Annotated in this window: 13 protein-coding genes; 3 read left to right on the top strand and 10 right to left on the bottom strand. The window is 53.3% G+C overall.

All coding sequences use genetic code 11. The features are described 5' to 3' along the window. Position 1: 1 nt before the first annotated feature. The 4 genes from FYZ48_RS00760 to FYZ48_RS00745 all read right to left on the bottom strand — a co-directional run bounded on the left by FYZ48_RS00760 (position 2) and on the right by FYZ48_RS00745 (position 7716). Positions 2 to 4135, bottom strand: a complete 4134-nt coding sequence (locus FYZ48_RS00760) for a PAS domain-containing hybrid sensor histidine kinase/response regulator (RefSeq protein ID WP_149336518.1) — start codon at positions 4133 to 4135, stop codon at positions 2 to 4. A 290-nt stretch (positions 4136 to 4425) separates the two neighbouring features. Then, positions 4426 to 6804 carry a hypothetical protein gene (locus tag FYZ48_RS00755; protein WP_149336516.1) on the bottom strand — a complete coding sequence of 793 codons (2379 nt, stop codon included), beginning with the start codon at positions 6802 to 6804 and terminating at the stop codon, positions 4426 to 4428. 45 nt (positions 6805 to 6849) lie between these two features. Then, complete coding sequence (locus FYZ48_RS00750) at positions 6850 to 7155, bottom strand: hypothetical protein (protein WP_149336514.1); 306 nt, start codon at positions 7153 to 7155, stop codon at positions 6850 to 6852. Between the two features lie 33 nt (positions 7156 to 7188). Further along, positions 7189 to 7716, bottom strand: a complete 528-nt coding sequence (locus FYZ48_RS00745) for a DUF6790 family protein (RefSeq protein WP_149336512.1) — start codon at positions 7714 to 7716, stop codon at positions 7189 to 7191. A gap of 338 nt (positions 7717 to 8054) precedes the next feature. Here FYZ48_RS00745 and FYZ48_RS00740 point away from each other — a divergent pair, with 338 nt between their 5' ends. Further along, entirely contained in the window at positions 8055 to 9431 is a 1377-nt protein-coding gene (locus FYZ48_RS00740; protein ID WP_149336510.1) for an aspartate kinase, read from the top strand. A gap of 16 nt (positions 9432 to 9447) precedes the next feature. On the opposite strand, the gene FYZ48_RS00735 is transcribed toward FYZ48_RS00740, so the two are convergent. From FYZ48_RS00735 to FYZ48_RS00720, 4 genes are all read right to left on the bottom strand, one after another. Continuing rightward, positions 9448 to 10209: a hypothetical protein gene (locus tag FYZ48_RS00735; protein WP_149336508.1), complete on the bottom strand. Its 762-nt coding sequence runs from the start codon at positions 10207 to 10209 to the stop codon at positions 9448 to 9450. 23 nt (positions 10210 to 10232) lie between these two features. Beyond that, on the bottom strand, positions 10233 to 10646 hold the full coding sequence (locus FYZ48_RS29760) for a S24 family peptidase (RefSeq protein WP_261344340.1): 414 nt from the start codon (positions 10644 to 10646) through the stop codon (positions 10233 to 10235). Next, on the bottom strand, positions 10579 to 11358 hold the full coding sequence (locus FYZ48_RS00725; RefSeq protein WP_149336503.1) for a hypothetical protein: 780 nt from the start codon (positions 11356 to 11358) through the stop codon (positions 10579 to 10581). The genes FYZ48_RS29760 and FYZ48_RS00725 overlap by 68 nt, the downstream gene beginning before the upstream one ends. A 102-nt stretch (positions 11359 to 11460) precedes the next feature. After that, a complete protein-coding gene (locus FYZ48_RS00720; RefSeq protein WP_242022283.1) occupies positions 11461 to 12510 on the bottom strand; it encodes a hypothetical protein in 1050 nt (349 codons plus the stop codon). A 178-nt stretch (positions 12511 to 12688) separates the two neighbouring features. Between FYZ48_RS00720 and FYZ48_RS00715 the strand changes: the two genes are divergently transcribed. Together FYZ48_RS00715 and FYZ48_RS00710 are read left to right on the top strand one after the other, a co-directional pair. Beyond that, the gene (locus FYZ48_RS00715; protein ID WP_149336501.1) at positions 12689 to 13780 is read left to right on the top strand and encodes a prenyltransferase/squalene oxidase repeat-containing protein; all 1092 of its coding nucleotides are present in this window, start codon (positions 12689 to 12691) and stop codon (positions 13778 to 13780) included. 28 nt (positions 13781 to 13808) lie between these two features. Then, positions 13809 to 14114, top strand: coding sequence for a hypothetical protein (locus FYZ48_RS00710; RefSeq protein ID WP_149336499.1), 306 nt, complete (start codon positions 13809 to 13811; stop codon positions 14112 to 14114). A gap of 24 nt (positions 14115 to 14138) precedes the next feature. Here the strand turns inward: FYZ48_RS00710 and FYZ48_RS00705 are convergent, their stop codons facing one another. Both FYZ48_RS00705 and FYZ48_RS00700 read right to left on the bottom strand, forming a co-directional pair. Next, positions 14139 to 14636 (bottom strand): hypothetical protein, encoded by a 498-nt coding sequence (locus tag FYZ48_RS00705; protein WP_187781809.1) that lies wholly within the window; start codon positions 14634 to 14636, stop codon positions 14139 to 14141. A gap of 22 nt (positions 14637 to 14658) precedes the next feature. Continuing rightward, entirely contained in the window at positions 14659 to 15246 is a 588-nt protein-coding gene (locus FYZ48_RS00700) for a hypothetical protein (protein WP_149336495.1), read from the bottom strand. Positions 15247 to 15255 lie beyond the last annotated feature (9 nt).

The raw sequence follows: 15255 nt of genomic DNA, 5'->3' as shown, positions 1-15255 counted from the left end.
ATTATTCGCCCGCTTCGGACATCACCTGCAGATCTGCTCTGACTTGGGGAAGTTCCCGCAGACAACGTTGCATTTCGGTAGAGAGTTTATCGATCAAAACATCAATGGTTTCCAGGTGGTCCTCAGTGCCGGTTTGCTCAATTTCCTGTGATAACTGTTGCAGGGAGGCTGCACACAGAATACTGGTAGCTCCCTTAAGCGAGTGTGCTGCTTCAGCCACGCCTCGGGCATTGCCCTGATCTGCATGCGCGCGAATATGTGCCACACGCGTTTCGCCCGAGGATTCCAGTTCATCCAGCAGCGATTCAATCAGTTCCAGATTACCGCTGCAAAGCTCCATCAAAGCAGCTGTATCTATGGCGCGGTCACTGTCGATTTCTCGATCAGAAGAGACGATCGCTTCAGTTTTCGCAGATATCGAATGCTGGTGTGATGCTTTCCTGGCATGGTACTGATCGAGCAGCTTTCTGAGCTGCGCTTTCTGCACGGGTTTACTGATGTAGTCATCCATGCCGGCTTCCAGGCAGCGTTCCCGATCTCCTTTGATCGCATTCGCAGTGAGTGCCACAATGTGGAGGTGTCCCTCAAGCTCTCCTGTCTGCTCCAGTTCACGAATCTGTCGGGTGGCTTCCAGTCCGTCCAGTTCCGGCATCTGACAGTCCATCAGGACCAGATCGTAATTGTGCCGTTTGACCGCTTCGATTGCCTCCAGGCCATTGACGGCTGTATGACAAATGCAGCCGAACTGCTTCATCAACTCGGTAACGTACATCTGGTTGATGTTGTTATCCTCTGCCAGCAGAACCGTCGTTGCCGACAGCAATGCGTGTTCTTCAGCCTCCTGATGCGTATCGAGATCCTGTATGCGAGGCAGGCTGGATTCCTGTTGAAACAGGTTACAGAGCACCTCATACAGTTTGTGTCGATTCAGCGGTTTGTGTAACAGGGCAGCAGCGCCACTCTCCTGCAGTTCACTCTGGCTCAGATGTGTTTCCGGCGAACGGGAGATCAGAATGACTTTGGGATCTGCGTCCTTGAGTTCGTAGGCGAGACCCCTGCCACTCAGGTCCGGCAGTTCCAGATCGGTCAGTACCAGGTCAATGATCTCCTGATTATCGTGTGCCCGTTCCAGAATCGAAAGTGCTTCCGCGACCGAGCAGGCGAGGTCCGTTTTCAGTCCCCATTCTTTGGCGAAATCGTGCAGGATATGCAGGCACTTTTGATTGTCGTCGACGATCAGGGCCCGTTTCCCAGCCAGCGGTGAGCGGATCGGGAGTGCCACCGAAGTGGGCGAGATGATTTCAAAGGGAATCTCAAACCAGAAGGTCGAACCTGTGCCTTCCTGGCTCTCGATGCCAATTGAACCACTCATTAATTCGACCAGGTTCCGCGAGATGACCAGCCCCAGACCACTGCCGCCATAGTTGCGTGTGGTCGAAGCATCGACCTGCGTAAACGACTGGAACAGGCGGTCCAGTTTGTCTTCAGAGATACCAATGCCCGTATCACTCACGGTGAAGCGGATCGTAATCTGATCGGTCTCCTGTTCGATGGCTTCCGCTTGCACGGAAACTTCACCGGTTTCGGTAAACTTAATTGCGTTACCAACGAGGTTCACCAGTACCTGACGCAGTCGATAACTGTCTCCCTTAAGAATCAGTCGCGTGGCGGGATCGATAGAACAGGGGAGCTCCAGATTTTTCTCGGCGGCTCGCCAGACCATGGTGCTCATGGTGTCCATCAACAGTTTTTCGACGTCGAACTGATGCAGGTCCAGGTCCAGTTTGCCGGCTTCGATTTTGGAGAAGTCGAGAATATCATTGATCAGGCCCAGCAGCGATTCACCACTGTTCCGGCAGGCATCGACGAAGTCCTGCTGCTGCCGGTTCAGGTTTGTACCAGCCAGTAACTCTGTCATGCCGATCACTCCATTGAGTGGCGTACGCAGCTCGTGACTCATATTGGCCAGGAAATCACTCTTGGCCCGGCTCGCTTCTTCCGCGGCCTGTTTGGCGTCTTTCAGTTTTTCTTCGGTCTCTTTCTGCGCGGTGGCATCGAGTACGAAACAGAGACAGAGGTCCTCCGCTTCATCCAGACGCGTCATGCCCAGCACAACGGGAACGCGGCTGCCATCTTTACGGTAGTATTCTTTTTCGATCGGTTTTGCTGCACCGGTTTCCAGCATTTCCTGCAGTACTTCCTGATCACGCTGCTGCCACTCTGTCGGCGTCAGCTCCTGGCAGTTGATCAACCCGGCTTCCAGGTCGTTGGTTGTATAACCCAGAATGCGGAGCAGTTCATCATTTGCCTGTTCGACACTGCCGTCAAAGCGACAGGTCATGATTCCCAGGATGTCGGCCTGTCGCAATTTGCTGAACTGAGAATTGGCCATCCGCAGGGCGAACTCCGACTGTTTGCGGGCCGTCACATCAACCTGGGTGGCGATGAAGTTCAGCAGGATGTCATCGTCATCAAGTACCGGATCGATCTTGAGTTCGATCCAGTATTCGCGTCCGTCGCGATCATAATTCACAATTTCCGTCGCGATGCTCTCTTTTTTCTGCAGGCTGTCTCTGATGCTGGCAATCGTATCTGAGTTCGCTTCCGGGCCCCGTAATATATCACAGAGGTGCTGTTCCATCACCTCGTTAAGCGTGTAACCACTCAGCGTGGTAAAGGCATCATTAACCCATTCTATATAACCCTGGGCGTCGGAGATGATCACCGAATGCTTGGTTTTACTGGCGACCAGGGACAGTTTTTTGACTTTCTGGTGATACATCTGTAATGCTTTTTCGGCTTCTTTGCGCCCCTGGATATTCTCGATCAGGAAGATGAAGTGCCGTGGTTCTCCGGTTGGCAGACGGACCAGTGAAACAGTCATATTAGTCCAGACAACCGCTTGATCCTGTGTAAGGTATCGTTTTTCAACCGAGTAGGAGTCGATTTCACCTGCCAGTAATTTCGAGACCTGGACGAGGTCTGCATCCAGATCGTCCGGGTGAGTGAGGTCCTGCCAGTTCTGATCCAGCAGCTCCTGATCTGTGTAGCCCAGCAGATCGCACAATCCTTGATTGAACCGCAGCCAGCGACCATCGGGAGACACATGAGCGATTCCCATCGCGACCTGCTCAAAGGTGCTGCGATAGTTCTGCTCACTTTCGGAAAGGGCATTTTTCTGGATCTGTTGATCTGTGAAATCATGGCAGACGCCGACAAACAATTTCGGCTCACCAATTTCATCAAAGACGGCATGCCCCTGAGCATAGATGTAATGTACCGAGCCATCCCGGTAAATCACGCGATATTCACAACTGTAAGGAGTGCCGGTATCGACGCTGTGATTAAAACAGGTTTCGACACGTTCCCTGTCAGCGGGATGCAGTCGTTTGCTGAAATCTTCAAAGCGCAGTTCTGTTTGCTCAGGATGTACATCGAACATCTCCCGCGTCCGCCGGTCCCAGTTAAGCAGGTTGGTTTTCAGATCGAGTTCCCAGACGCCGATCTGTCCCGCTTCCAGCGCATAATCCAGCCGTTCCTGGCTTTCCTGCAGCTTCGTACCTAACAGCGCCGCGGAAGGAAGTTTGAGTGCCTCGGGAATCAGACGGATTAATACGAAGACCGTAATCCAGGAGACGATCGCGGTACTGGCCTTAATCAACCCGGAAAAACGGTAAACAGGCCACCAGAAGATGCCCGCTTCAATCAGATGTCCAAAACCGCAGAACAGAATAAAAGCGGCAAACAGCCAGATAATTCGCGGGAAAGGCAGATCTTTGCGCTGTAACAGGAAGTAGAGCAGCATCACCGGAATGGTGAAATAGGCACCGAAGATGGCAATGTCAGACAGGATATGCAGCCAGCCCACATCACTCGACCAGGTACCACAATACCAGCGCTGCGGGTAATCGTTGGTGTCGAACAGTTTCGAGAAAAACGTAACCGGCCCTTCGGCTTGCAGCTCTGGTTTGGCAGCTGCTTGCGCACAATGACCGCCAGAGCAACTTTTCGCAGTCGCGGGCGCAGTTGTTTCGGCAGCGATTGCAGAGGCCATCATCCCCGGCAGCAGTGCACATAACAGGCAGAGAATCCAGAGTTTTCTGGCGCGAACTTTGAGTACAGTTTCCGGACGCATAATCTAATCTCATACTGGAAAGAGAAGAGCCGGCGATTCTGAAGTGCCAGACAAAATCGCTGCAGGCAGGTGATCGGATCCCCACGGGACGTATCAACGACCATTGAAATCTAGGTCAGGAAGATTGCAGGTGAGTGAAAAACCGCAGGCTTCCCTCAAGTTGCAGGGAAATTCCTCACGCAGCGGATGGCAGCAGAATCGTTATGATCGATGCATGAGATATGAGCCAGAAGAAAGAGAGTATTCGTTCCCGAGCGGTTACATCAAAGCTGGATCAAGCAGCCATACTGTTATTCGAGTGGTTTCAACTCTCCTTGTGGAGACGAATTTACAGTCCGGTCGGCCTCTTCAATCAACTGCTGTTCAATCTCTTTAATTTGCAGCTCAAATGACTGCATTTGTTCCGGTTCCTGTTTGATCTCCGCCTGGATCCGATCCACTTCCTGCAGGGGTTCCAGCAGGTTGAGCAGAGCCTGCGATCGTTTCTGGTAATCCTTGTTTTCCGCCTTGATCACAGAGGGCAGGGCAGCCAGATAGACCAATGTCACAACCAGCAGGGCGACCAGGCTGGAACGCCTCAGCAGGAGAATTCCCTTTTGCCAGATCTGCGAATCCGAGGCATTCGACAAACGTGCCCGGCACAGGAGAGACCAACTGAGTAGAATTGACAGAGACAGCAGGACGGCGAGTCCTTCTCCATGATGTGACGTCCACTGCGGATAAATCCAGATCCATGTGGGGATCTGTTTTTGCGGTTGCCGGTTCCGGGCGGCCAGCGCGAGAAATGGATTCTCATCATCCATGGAAATATCACTGCCGAACCAGGCTTGTATTTCTGCGGGATTCATTGAGCCTCGAAAAACCATAGAACCAGCGGGAACGATCAATAGAGTGACCAGGAAAACGAGACCACAGACAGTCAGCTTGCGACGTGCAGACCACCCGGGGGAACATAAAAAACGAATCACGATGAAGACCGCCGTTCCATAAAGAACGGCGAGCAGCAGTGAAACCGGGATGAACAATGCCAGGGAAGCGTGTAGCCAGGACTGTTCCACGATTGTCTGCAGGGGGCTAAATTGAAAACAGATCAGGACAGGAAGCAAGAGAACCAGCAGCAGCGAAATTAATGGGATCCAGGTAATATTTCCTCGCTTACGGATCATTCGCAGAGAAAAGGTTAATATCAGAATCAGACTGCCCCAACCGAGAGTCAGCAGCAGGATGTTCCAGACACGTTCCGGAAGGACCCCCGCCGGGATTACTCCCCAGAGAAACAGGCTCAAACTCACTCCAGAAAACCAGGCAACCAGGGTTCGCCACCATCCCGGTCGAGGCGCGGTATCAGTTTCATGCCAGCCAACCCAACGAACTGTCAGCTCCAGCAACAACGACAGTAGAAACAACAAGAGAATAAAAGGTTGACTGAGTTCAGCAAGCGTTGTTGCGAGGGGCGCCTCAAATGCGGGTTGTGCGTCCTGCTGAGCATGATAACGGTTCAGGGCTTCCATAAAGAGCTTCCGCTGCAGCCAGGCCTGATGCAGATCCTGCTTCAGTTTGGCTGCTTCCTCAGGAGTGAAGGACTCCGGATGTGTCTGCAGTACCTGGAATGAATGTCCCAGTCCCAAAGTGTGGAAGCTGTATTTAAATATTGTAAGTTCATACAGATTATCACGGCCCGTCAATTGCACTGCGATCCGCAGTTCACGGTCTGCATTCCGTATCACTGCGGCGTACTTTTTTTGCCGCAGATCGGATTTGCAGGCATTGTCCAACCAGCGTAGCAGTCGAATGACAATCATTTCTGCCGGATAAATGGCATTCTGCCCTTCTGCCGCTTTGATCTGTTCGCCCCGCGGGAGTGATGTCTGTTCTAAAAAGGCCAGGGTAGCCGACCAGGTAATCGCTCCCACATCCAGGGTTGGTTTTTTCTGTCCCGCTTCCAGTCGTTGCTTAGCCTGTGCATAGATTTTGGGATTCGCAATTTTTAGAGTCAGACGATAGTCGTCATCCCAGACCGGTTCGGCGGACTGCTGATAGAACCTGATCGCTGCGAGGTAGTCGTAGAGTGCATTCTCCGGATCGTGGACCGCACACTCAGCCAGCAGCGACAGCCAGTCCTCGGTGGACGGTTCCCACTCTGATTCATCGCTCAGCGCAAACAGCAGTAACGCGCGCTGTCTCCAGAAATCGACATCTTCCGGGGCAAGTTGTGTGGCGATCGCAGCCTGTTCCAGACAGGCATCGCGACACAGAGCCTGATACTCTGCTTCGGCCCGATTCCTGAGTTCAAACAGATTTTCAGAGAGCTGCTTAGCGTCTTCGGTGCTTAGAATGTCCCGCTTGAGGAATCCGTACTGCGGCTCGGTGAGCATCCAGGCTGCCCCTAGCGCGACCTGGGCATCGGTCCGGGTTGCGGGGATTTGCTCAACCTGCTGCAACCAGTATTGCGCCTGTTCCTCGGGAAGTTCCTCGCTGACCGACGTCGTTTGCCCCAGCAGACGCCAGGCTTCCGCTTTCCAGTCATGCCACAGTGAATGCCAGCCTGAAGGGGACCCGCTGACGACAATAACCAGGCGCAGGCTGAGCACTACGATGACCACGCACAAGATCAGCCGGGGCCATTTTGATTTTCTTTGCCGGTCTGTTTCCGCTGAAACGCTTTGCATATGGAAAGACTAACGTCTGTTATAGCAGAGAGGATCAGCGGGTTCTTACTGTTTTCCCCGTGATTTCAGGATTTCTTCAATCAAGGTCAATTTCTGCTGCTGGTATTTGAGTAAACGTCCATCGCCATACAGGCAGAGTAGTGATATGGGAAACACAATCAGGGCACAGACGGCTACCCAGAGGGGGATCCAATCCAAAAGCAGATGCAGGCTGAAGATTCCTGCAGACACGAATGCCATGATCAGGTGACTGCGGACGCGTAGTTGCTGAATGCGAATCTGTTTCCGAACCTGTGGTGCCACACGTGCTGGATTCTTTCCAGCCAGTTCCTGCTCAATGTCGATTTCCATCACGATCGCTTCTTCATTCCGGGAAGAGTCAATTTAAGTCGGGGACTCAGTCTGTTCCCTGCGCTGACAACGATACTGCATGCCCAGCAGGACAAAACCGATGATGGGCAGCAGGATGTCCGTGTAAAAGATCAGCCCGGCATTCCCGGGAGCAAAGTTATGTACTGTGATCATCTGGTAGACGTGTCCGCCCGCAGCGCCCAGTAGAAACATCGACGGCCCGACCACCGCTGCGGCCCGCATGCCCAGGCTGCCCCGGAACGCCAGAAAGCCCACTACAGCATAACCCAGACTGGCGGTCCCGACTTCAAACTGAAACGGACTCTGGGACCAGCCAATGAAACTGGCAGCCATCTCGCCAAAGAACGAATGCATGATGAAGTTATAGAAGAAAGAACAGCCTATGGAAAAGAATAGAAACCAGGCAAACAGGGACTCAACAATGTTCGCTCGTGACAATGGTCTCGGTTTTCTCAAGAGAGAAAATCCGGAAACGATCAGCCCCAGGATCAGAAAGGTGAGCGTAAAATTTTCCATGACGAATTGAATCAGCTTACCCATAGATCACTCTCTGTTGGAGAAAGTTGTGATAATCACGTTAGTTTACATCGTCTCAGCATTTATACAGTTGTTATCTATCGGCTATTCCATTAGGGTTGCTAAGCAACACCCTGGTTTTTGAGAAATCAAAAGCGATTTCGCAGGAATCAGGCAGTGAGGAATGTGACTGAGAATGCGAGCTAAGCATAAATATCACAGTTACTTAAGAAAAATTATATTCAATCTGATTGAAAAACGAAGAGGAAGCCACGAGGAAGCCCCCCGAGTTTGTTCACCGCGTGCAGGCTGCATTGAAGCCCGCCGGGTGAGAACTCACAAAACAGGGGGGAACATACAATATGACAAACAGTGTAGTCTGTAAATTTGGTGGAAGTTCCGTAGCGAACGCTACTCAAATCGAAAAAGTCCGTCGCATTGTCGCCGACAATCCCCAGCGACGGTTTGTGGTGGTCTCGGCTCCGGGGCGAGTCCAGAAAAACGAAGAAAAGATCACCGATCATTTGCTCAACATCGCGACCCGGGGGCAGCACTTTCGCGACTCCCGTAAATCGATTTCTGCAACCGAGAGCAAACAGGCGGTCATCGATCGCTTCAGCGGCATCATCTCCGACCTGGAGATCGAAGGCAACGACCTGATCGAGTCGCTGAAAACCGATCTGGAGCCGAACCTGGATGGCGATAAACGGATCGCGTTCCTTGCTTCGCGGGGCGAGCACTACAATGCCCGGATCATCGCGCGGTATTTCCAAAGAAAAGGCATGGAAGCCCGGGCCTGTCTGCCCGAAGAATTTGGCTTCCTGGTGACCGACAGTTATCTCGATGCCAAGGTGGAAGAACCTGCCTATGAAAATATCGCCGTCCTCGATCAGGAAGAGACCGACATGGTCACCGTCATCCCCGGCTTTTACGGGGTGACTGAAGCAGGAGAGATCGCTGTCTTCTCCCGAGGTGGTTCCGATTTGACCGGAGGCGAAATTGCCTACGCGATCGATGGCGACAAGTACGAAAACTGGACCGACGTGAGCGGCGTGCTCGAATCCGACCCCCGCATCATCTCTGCTGCCCGGGCGATTCCCCGCCTGACGTTCAAAGAGATCCGTCTGCTCTCCTCCAAGGGAGTCAATGTCTTTCATCTCGATGCGATGCTCAACTGCCGCAAACGCAAAATCCCGATTCACGTCCGCAATACAAATCACCCGGAAGCCGCAGGTACGCAGATTCTCAACGAGCGCGTGCCGGAAGAGGGTGTGGTCGGCATCGCCCGGCTGGACAACATGGCCTACATCTACCTGGAGAAGGACATGCTCTGCGAAGAGGTCGGCTTCACCGCGACGCTGCTGACGATCTTCCAGAGTTACGGGATCAACACCTACCATTATCCGACCGATAAAGACGACATCGCCGTTCTGGTCAAACAGGACGACCTCAAAGGGAGCATCAACGACCTGCGGCGGGCCATTGAAAAACAGCTCAAGCCCGATTTTATGGACGTGGTCTACAATCTGTCGGTGATCACACCGGTCGGACTGGGGCTCAAACGCAACTCGTATCCGCTGGTCGATGCGATCAACGCGCTGGGTGAGCACCATATTCCGATCGAAATGATCGACCAGAGTCCCTCACAGATCTGTTTCCATATCGGCGTCAGCCAGGCGGTTGCCGACGATGCCTTGAACATTCTGTATCGCGTGCTGATCAGCGACACCCGCGCTTGAGGCCGGTCTGCCTGCTTCAGTATCCCGGAGGGAACTGTCCCTCCAGGGCTTCCGCCACCAGTTCATTCAGCACCTGATCGTTAAACTCGTAGCGCACACGGCCTGCAAAGGCCCGCGCTTCGGGACTGCGATCATTGTGGATTAACAGAGCTATCAGGACAGCGAATTGCTGGCACATTCCCAGACTGAGCACGCCATGATTCCGAAAATCGAATCGTGATTTCTGATTAAGCTTTTGTGGCAGATTCGTATGAGAAGGCTGCTTCCGCATAATATCCCAAGACATCAGCTGGATTTCCAGAGTATGTTCAGGATCAATATATTTCCCGCATACCTGATACTCACCCGCGCGAATCAACGGTGACTCGGCATAGATATAACACTTTTGCGCCAGTTCAGGGCGGTGTTTATCCAGCCAGAGAAACAGTTCCACTGATAACTGCGCTTCGTCCAGCTTTCGATTGATGCGTTCGAAATCGGAAAATGAGTGAGTGACATTGTTGCTGTTCAACAGATTTTCTTTCGCCTGATCGCGAAATTCCTTGAGCTTTTGCAGGGCAGGGGGATAAACGTTTGCCAGTTCCCGCCAGTCGGACAGCGCAAATGACAGTCGTATTACATTGCCCGGTTCATTCTGATGATACCAGACATGCTTGACCAGCGCTGCCGCATAGCGACCCGCACGCCGGTCTGCCTGGGCTGCTCTGAGAACATCCCGCGACGACCAATCGTCGGGAGGCTGCCAGTTCTCGAAATCATCTGCGGAAGTGTCGGTCATGCTCACGTTCCTCGCAATACAGGTCAGGGTTCTACCTGGATCAGTTTACCATAAATAGATTGAAACGAAATCCAGCCATTGATCCGACCGATGTTATTGCCGATCTGAAAGCGTTTGCCCTGGATGGCTTTGATCAGATGCAGGTACTGACTGCCATTCACTTTACAGAGCACAATGTCTCCCTTCTGGAGTTCGTCTTCCTCAACGGGGGCGACCGTGCAGAGCTGCCCGGATTCAATTTTCCCTTTCATGGAATTCCCCCGTGGACGAAAAGAGACGGTCTCGCCTGCCTGGAGTTGTTCAATATAGTGTGTGGCCCAGCCGATGGGAGGCTCTCCTTTATTACAGCTTTGATTGGTATTAATGAAATTAATACGGCCACGAAGGTGGCACTGTTCCGGCCAGGGCGGAATCGAGGGCTTTGTGGAAGTCTGCATTATCCCACTCTTTGCGGGCCTTTTCTGCGATGCTCCGCGCTTCTTCCCGACGGTCATTGACTACCAGCAGGGCGACCAGAATGGCGGTCTGGTTCGAGAAATGCTTATCGGAGAACTCCAGAATGCCAGGGCCGATCTGTGGGTTTTTAGCTAACTGCTGATTGGCTTCTCTTGTGCGAACCAGCATCTGGTAAGATTTTTCCGGTTCCAGATACTCGCCACAGATTTTGTACTCTTTCGCTTTGAGCAGTGCCGGCTGAGCCAGCCTGTATGCGAGTTTTGCCTTTTCGGGATGCTCTTTGTGGAGCAGTAAAAACGTATCGACCGTCATGTTGTTTTGATCGAGCGTGCGGTTCAGAGCTTCCAGCTCCTGGAATGAAGTCGCGACATCCTTTCCATCCAGCACCTGCTTTGTAGTCTGGTCACGTATCTCTTTCAGTTTTTCCAGGGCGGGGGGATAGACCTGGGCCAATTGATCCCAGTAAGCCAGAGCAAAGGAGAGCCGGACTCCCGTGAGCGCGGAATTAAGTTTGAGTGCGTTCTCATGGAACCAGACGTGTTTGGCGAGAGCGGTCTGGTAGTCTTTCGCCTGCACATCACTGCGGATGCTTTGCAGAATCTCCTGCGGATTGGGATTCTGCGGGGGCTGCCAGTCCGCTGCAGGGACCGTTACGGGAATCAGGCACATAAATACGAAAAGCATCAGTTTCATGGGACTAAACCTGTTTTAAAAAAGAGTGCGATGTGCCTGCACGTACTTGATTATACAGCTTATGGTTGAAATTGATACCACCAACGCAATTACGGGCCCGTTTCACGGTGCGACCGCAAACTTCTGAATGCGGTGGTTATAGGCATCCACCACATACAGGTTGCCCTGGCTGTCGAACGCCATTCCGTGGGGGGCGTAGAATTCACCTGCAGCCGTTCCCTGTTTTTCGCCACAGCCGCGGAGATACTTTCCTGCTGGCGAAAACTGTTGTACGCGGCCGCTGACGGCGGAGATCCAGAGACGATCTTTCTTGTCGATACAGACGGCAATCGGTCCGGTGAGACTTTTCACCGGCTGACCACCAAAGCCGCTGAAATAACCGCCCAGTCCGCCCGGGGTGTCGGCGTCTGTCCCCCAGTGCTGGAGCAGCTTTCCATCCGCTGTAAACTGCTGGACACGGCAGTTGGCTCCTTCGGTCGTCCAGAGGTTTCCCTCGGAATCGAAGGCCAGGAACTGCGGACCACCGACTCGAGAGTTGGGCGTCGCCTTGCCGCCGAATTCACCCGGCTGACTGCCATACTTACCCCATGCAAACAGGAACTGGCCCGTGGGTTCAAAGACCTGTACCCGGTGGTTGGTCTGGTCGGCGACATAGATGCGGCCGTTGTCCGCCACCGCGATGCCTCCCGGGCAGTTGAATTCTCCCGGTCCTTTCCCTGGCTTCCCCCATTGGCGAATGAGCTTACCTTGAGGTGAATAGATCGAAATCCGATCGCCGATTTTATGCTTGCTTGATCCCGAAGCTACGATGTGCGAGACAATTAGGTTTCCCTGTTTGTCGAGCGCGAGCCCACCCGGATTGGGAAGCACGGGAAACTGTGCCAACAACTTGCCTGTACGATCGAATTTCTGCACGCGGTCATTCAGGTGATCGGTCACATAAATTTCATCTTGAGCGTTAATCACAATATCGATCGGAAAATGGAACTCGCCCGGCTGATCTCCCTGCTGTCCCCAGGTTTTCAGGAACCGGATCGGAGCGGGTTCTTCTGCGTTGCTGATCGACGGATCTATCAGAGCGTGTGCTATCAGAAGACACAGGCAACAGAGCAGGCCTTTTCTCAAAACATGATTTTTCATTGAATCAGGCAATTCACATTCCTTTTAGATCAGGAAAGGGATGGGGCAGGCCTCGATCATAGCCGACTTGCTGATCCCAGGCAAAGAGATTCGGGGACTGCTGAATATCCTGCAAATAATTGTGCAGCGCGGTGGCTTGCCGGTATAGAATAAAGAGAAATCTTAATTTCCACGAAAGTTAGCATCACGAATGGCAGCGCGCGAATCTGAATCACCGTCCGAATCCGAGTTGTCCCGTCGCGGAGTGCTGGGAGCTGCACTGGGCAGCACCCTGGCGGTTCTGCGCCACTGGTGGCATGGAACTCCGCTGCAGGCGGGGCTACCTGCGTCTCCAGAGCATGTCACCCCGCAGACACAGGCAGCCATTGAAGGCGGCTTGAAATGGCTCGCATCCCGGCAGGTCGCGGATGGCGGATTTGGCAGCTGGGGTTCGTATGCGCGGAACGTGGGAGTCTGCGCACTGGCGGGGACCGCATTTCTTGCACACCGCGGCATGACCGGCCCGTATCGTCGCGCGATTCAGGAGTGCATTCGTTACCTGCTTGGCAGTGCTCAGGAGAATGGATTCATCGTGGAAGCAGAGGTCCGCACGCACGCGACGCTGTATGGTCACGGATTCGCAACGCTGTTCCTGGGACAGGTCTTTGGCGAATCATACGATCCCCAAATCCGAGAGGCTTTGAAAGCGGCGACAGAGTTGATTCTGAATTTACAGAATGAGCAGGGGGGCTGGAGTTATACGTCCGACCCCAAAGATGCGGATGTGTCGATCACGACCTGCCAGCTGCTGGCCCTGTTCTCGGCCAGGCAGGCGGGCATCGGCGTGCCTCGGGAAGCAATAGAGCGGAGTGTCGATTTTCTCAAGCGGGCTCAGAACGAGGACGGCGGTTTCCGATATCGCCTGGACGATCCTCCCGAATCACTGTTTCCCCGCTCGGCGGCCGCGGTGGTGGCACTCACCTGTGCCGGCCTGGGACAGGATCCCGCGGTGCAGCGCGGACGGGAATACTTAGAGCAGCCGCATCCGCCGCTGGAACTCTCCCCGGGGCAACTGGCAGAATACCATTTCTATGGACGTTTCTACGCGACACACGCCGCCTGGCAGGCAGGGAAACCGGAATGGGATCGCTGGTACCCGATGGTCCGCGAGGAACTTTTATCGCAACAGTCGACCGGCGGCGCCTGGCACGACGCCAATATCGGCGATGAATACGCGACCGCGATGGCGCTGATTGTATTACAGTTTCCTTATGGCAATGTGCCTCTGCTGACAATACGGTGAGCTGACTTTTTCTTATGGAGAGATCCTGGTGACAACACTTTCTCAAAGCCTGATGTTGAGTGATCTTTCTGATGCAGAAGCACGCCGGTTTGCTGCGGCGCTCTCACGCTGGGTGTCCGCTGAAATCTCAGCCAGAGAGGAAGCCGCTGCCGGGAAACTGTCATCCCCGCGTATCGAAAAATTCAAACAACTGTTGAAAACCGGTGATCCCCCGGAATGGGAGTTCTTTTTCTATACGAAGGAAGTACAGATTGGCTCGTCTCAAATTTACCGTAAGTTGAAGCAGATGCGCGAGCAGGGCCTGCGACGATTTGACTGGCCTGACCAGGTATAGATTACGTGCGGAAGGAAACAGTCTTTAAAACAGATGAGCGCGCAGGTCGATGCTGTGATCCGGAGTCTGGGTTAGAAACAGATTGTCGTGAAAGCGATCGACGAAGCCTAGATTGACAGTATGCGATTGGTAATACGGGCCCTGATATGAAGAAAATCGGCCGTTGATTGAGAAGGTTCCGGTCTGGTTCAGCTTCAGACTGAACAGCGGGCGGGTGCAGGAGCCCCGGTCTGGTGCACCGTGCTCGGTGCTGCTGTATGTAAATGCCACTTCCAGTTGGTCTCCCTGCTGTTGAAACTGGAATGACCAGTATTGTTCCTCTGAGGCGGGTAAAAGCGTCGTCTGTTTCAATTGAAAATCATTTCCTTCCAGAGCGCTGACTTCATGCACGAATACCGGGGGCAGGGGGCGAGGTGCCTCAGGTAAGAGCAGCCTGTGCGGGACGGCGTTCCGTTTCTCCGCAGCAGGCATTCCTCGCGATTTCTTCGTCCAGAGAGTCGTGATGTGTTGGATGATGATCATGGTCAGTCAGGCTGGGAAAAAGTCAATTGAGAGAATCGCCGTCTTCCGCTTCCTCCGTGAGTTCCGCATACGCTTCCTGGAACTCTGCGATCTCATTCCTCAATTCATCAAATATGGCCCTGAGCTGTGCATTCTGTTCCAGTTCCGGCAGCAGGGGCTGCATGCAATACAGTTGTGCTTCGAAGCGGATTTGAGGGAAGTTGGTTTTGATTTCTGCGAGGATCTCTTCGGTCCGGATGCCTTCAGCGGCAAAGCGGAGCAGGAGTTCGATCGCGTTCCCCTGCGTCCAGTCATATTCGCCCCAGGCGATTTCTCTAATGAAGGGAAGGGCGTCTGCACCCAGGTTATAGATCAATTCAAAAATCGCGAACTGACAGGCACTTAACCAGCCACCCAGGCCATGCTGCTGCAGGTCGTAGGCATCAGACTGTGGCGGCGGATCATGAAACATTTTTCTGAGCTGATCCAGTTGAGCGACAGAGACTTGTTGTGACTCCTCGCGGGCCAGTTCGCGAAACCGATCATCGATTCCCTGCGTGAGCAGATGCTCGGCCAGTCGGGAAACGATCGCGTTCAGTTCATTCGGTGTCATCGAGTGGTACGAATTCATGCTTGGCTT

The sequence above is a fragment of the Gimesia chilikensis genome (genome assembly GCF_008329715.1).
GTDB lineage: Bacteria > Planctomycetota > Planctomycetia > Planctomycetales > Planctomycetaceae > Gimesia > Gimesia chilikensis.
The sequence above is the reverse complement of the archived record's forward strand: the minus strand, read 5'-3'. Positions and strand labels throughout refer to the sequence as shown.

Coding starts and splice junctions, on each gene's coding strand:
- FYZ48_RS00760 (WP_149336518.1), bottom strand. CDS start 4,135: ATGCGTCCGGAAACTGTACTCAAAGTTCGCGCCAGAAAACTCTGGATT.
- FYZ48_RS00755 (WP_149336516.1), bottom strand. CDS start 6,804: ATGCAAAGCGTTTCAGCGGAAACAGACCGGCAAAGAAAATCAAAATGG.
- FYZ48_RS00750 (WP_149336514.1), bottom strand. CDS start 7,155: ATGGAAATCGACATTGAGCAGGAACTGGCTGGAAAGAATCCAGCACGT.
- FYZ48_RS00745 (WP_149336512.1), bottom strand. CDS start 7,716: ATGGGTAAGCTGATTCAATTCGTCATGGAAAATTTTACGCTCACCTTT.
- FYZ48_RS00740 (WP_149336510.1), top strand. CDS start 8,055: ATGACAAACAGTGTAGTCTGTAAATTTGGTGGAAGTTCCGTAGCGAAC.
- FYZ48_RS00735 (WP_149336508.1), bottom strand. CDS start 10,209: ATGACCGACACTTCCGCAGATGATTTCGAGAACTGGCAGCCTCCCGAC.
- FYZ48_RS29760 (WP_261344340.1), bottom strand. CDS start 10,646: ATGCAGACTTCCACAAAGCCCTCGATTCCGCCCTGGCCGGAACAGTGC.
- FYZ48_RS00725 (WP_149336503.1), bottom strand. CDS start 11,358: ATGAAACTGATGCTTTTCGTATTTATGTGCCTGATTCCCGTAACGGTC.
- FYZ48_RS00715 (WP_149336501.1), top strand. CDS start 12,689: ATGGCAGCGCGCGAATCTGAATCACCGTCCGAATCCGAGTTGTCCCGT.
- FYZ48_RS00705 (WP_187781809.1), bottom strand. CDS start 14,636: ATGATCATCATCCAACACATCACGACTCTCTGGACGAAGAAATCGCGA.
- FYZ48_RS00700 (WP_149336495.1), bottom strand. CDS start 15,246: ATGAATTCGTACCACTCGATGACACCGAATGAACTGAACGCGATCGTT.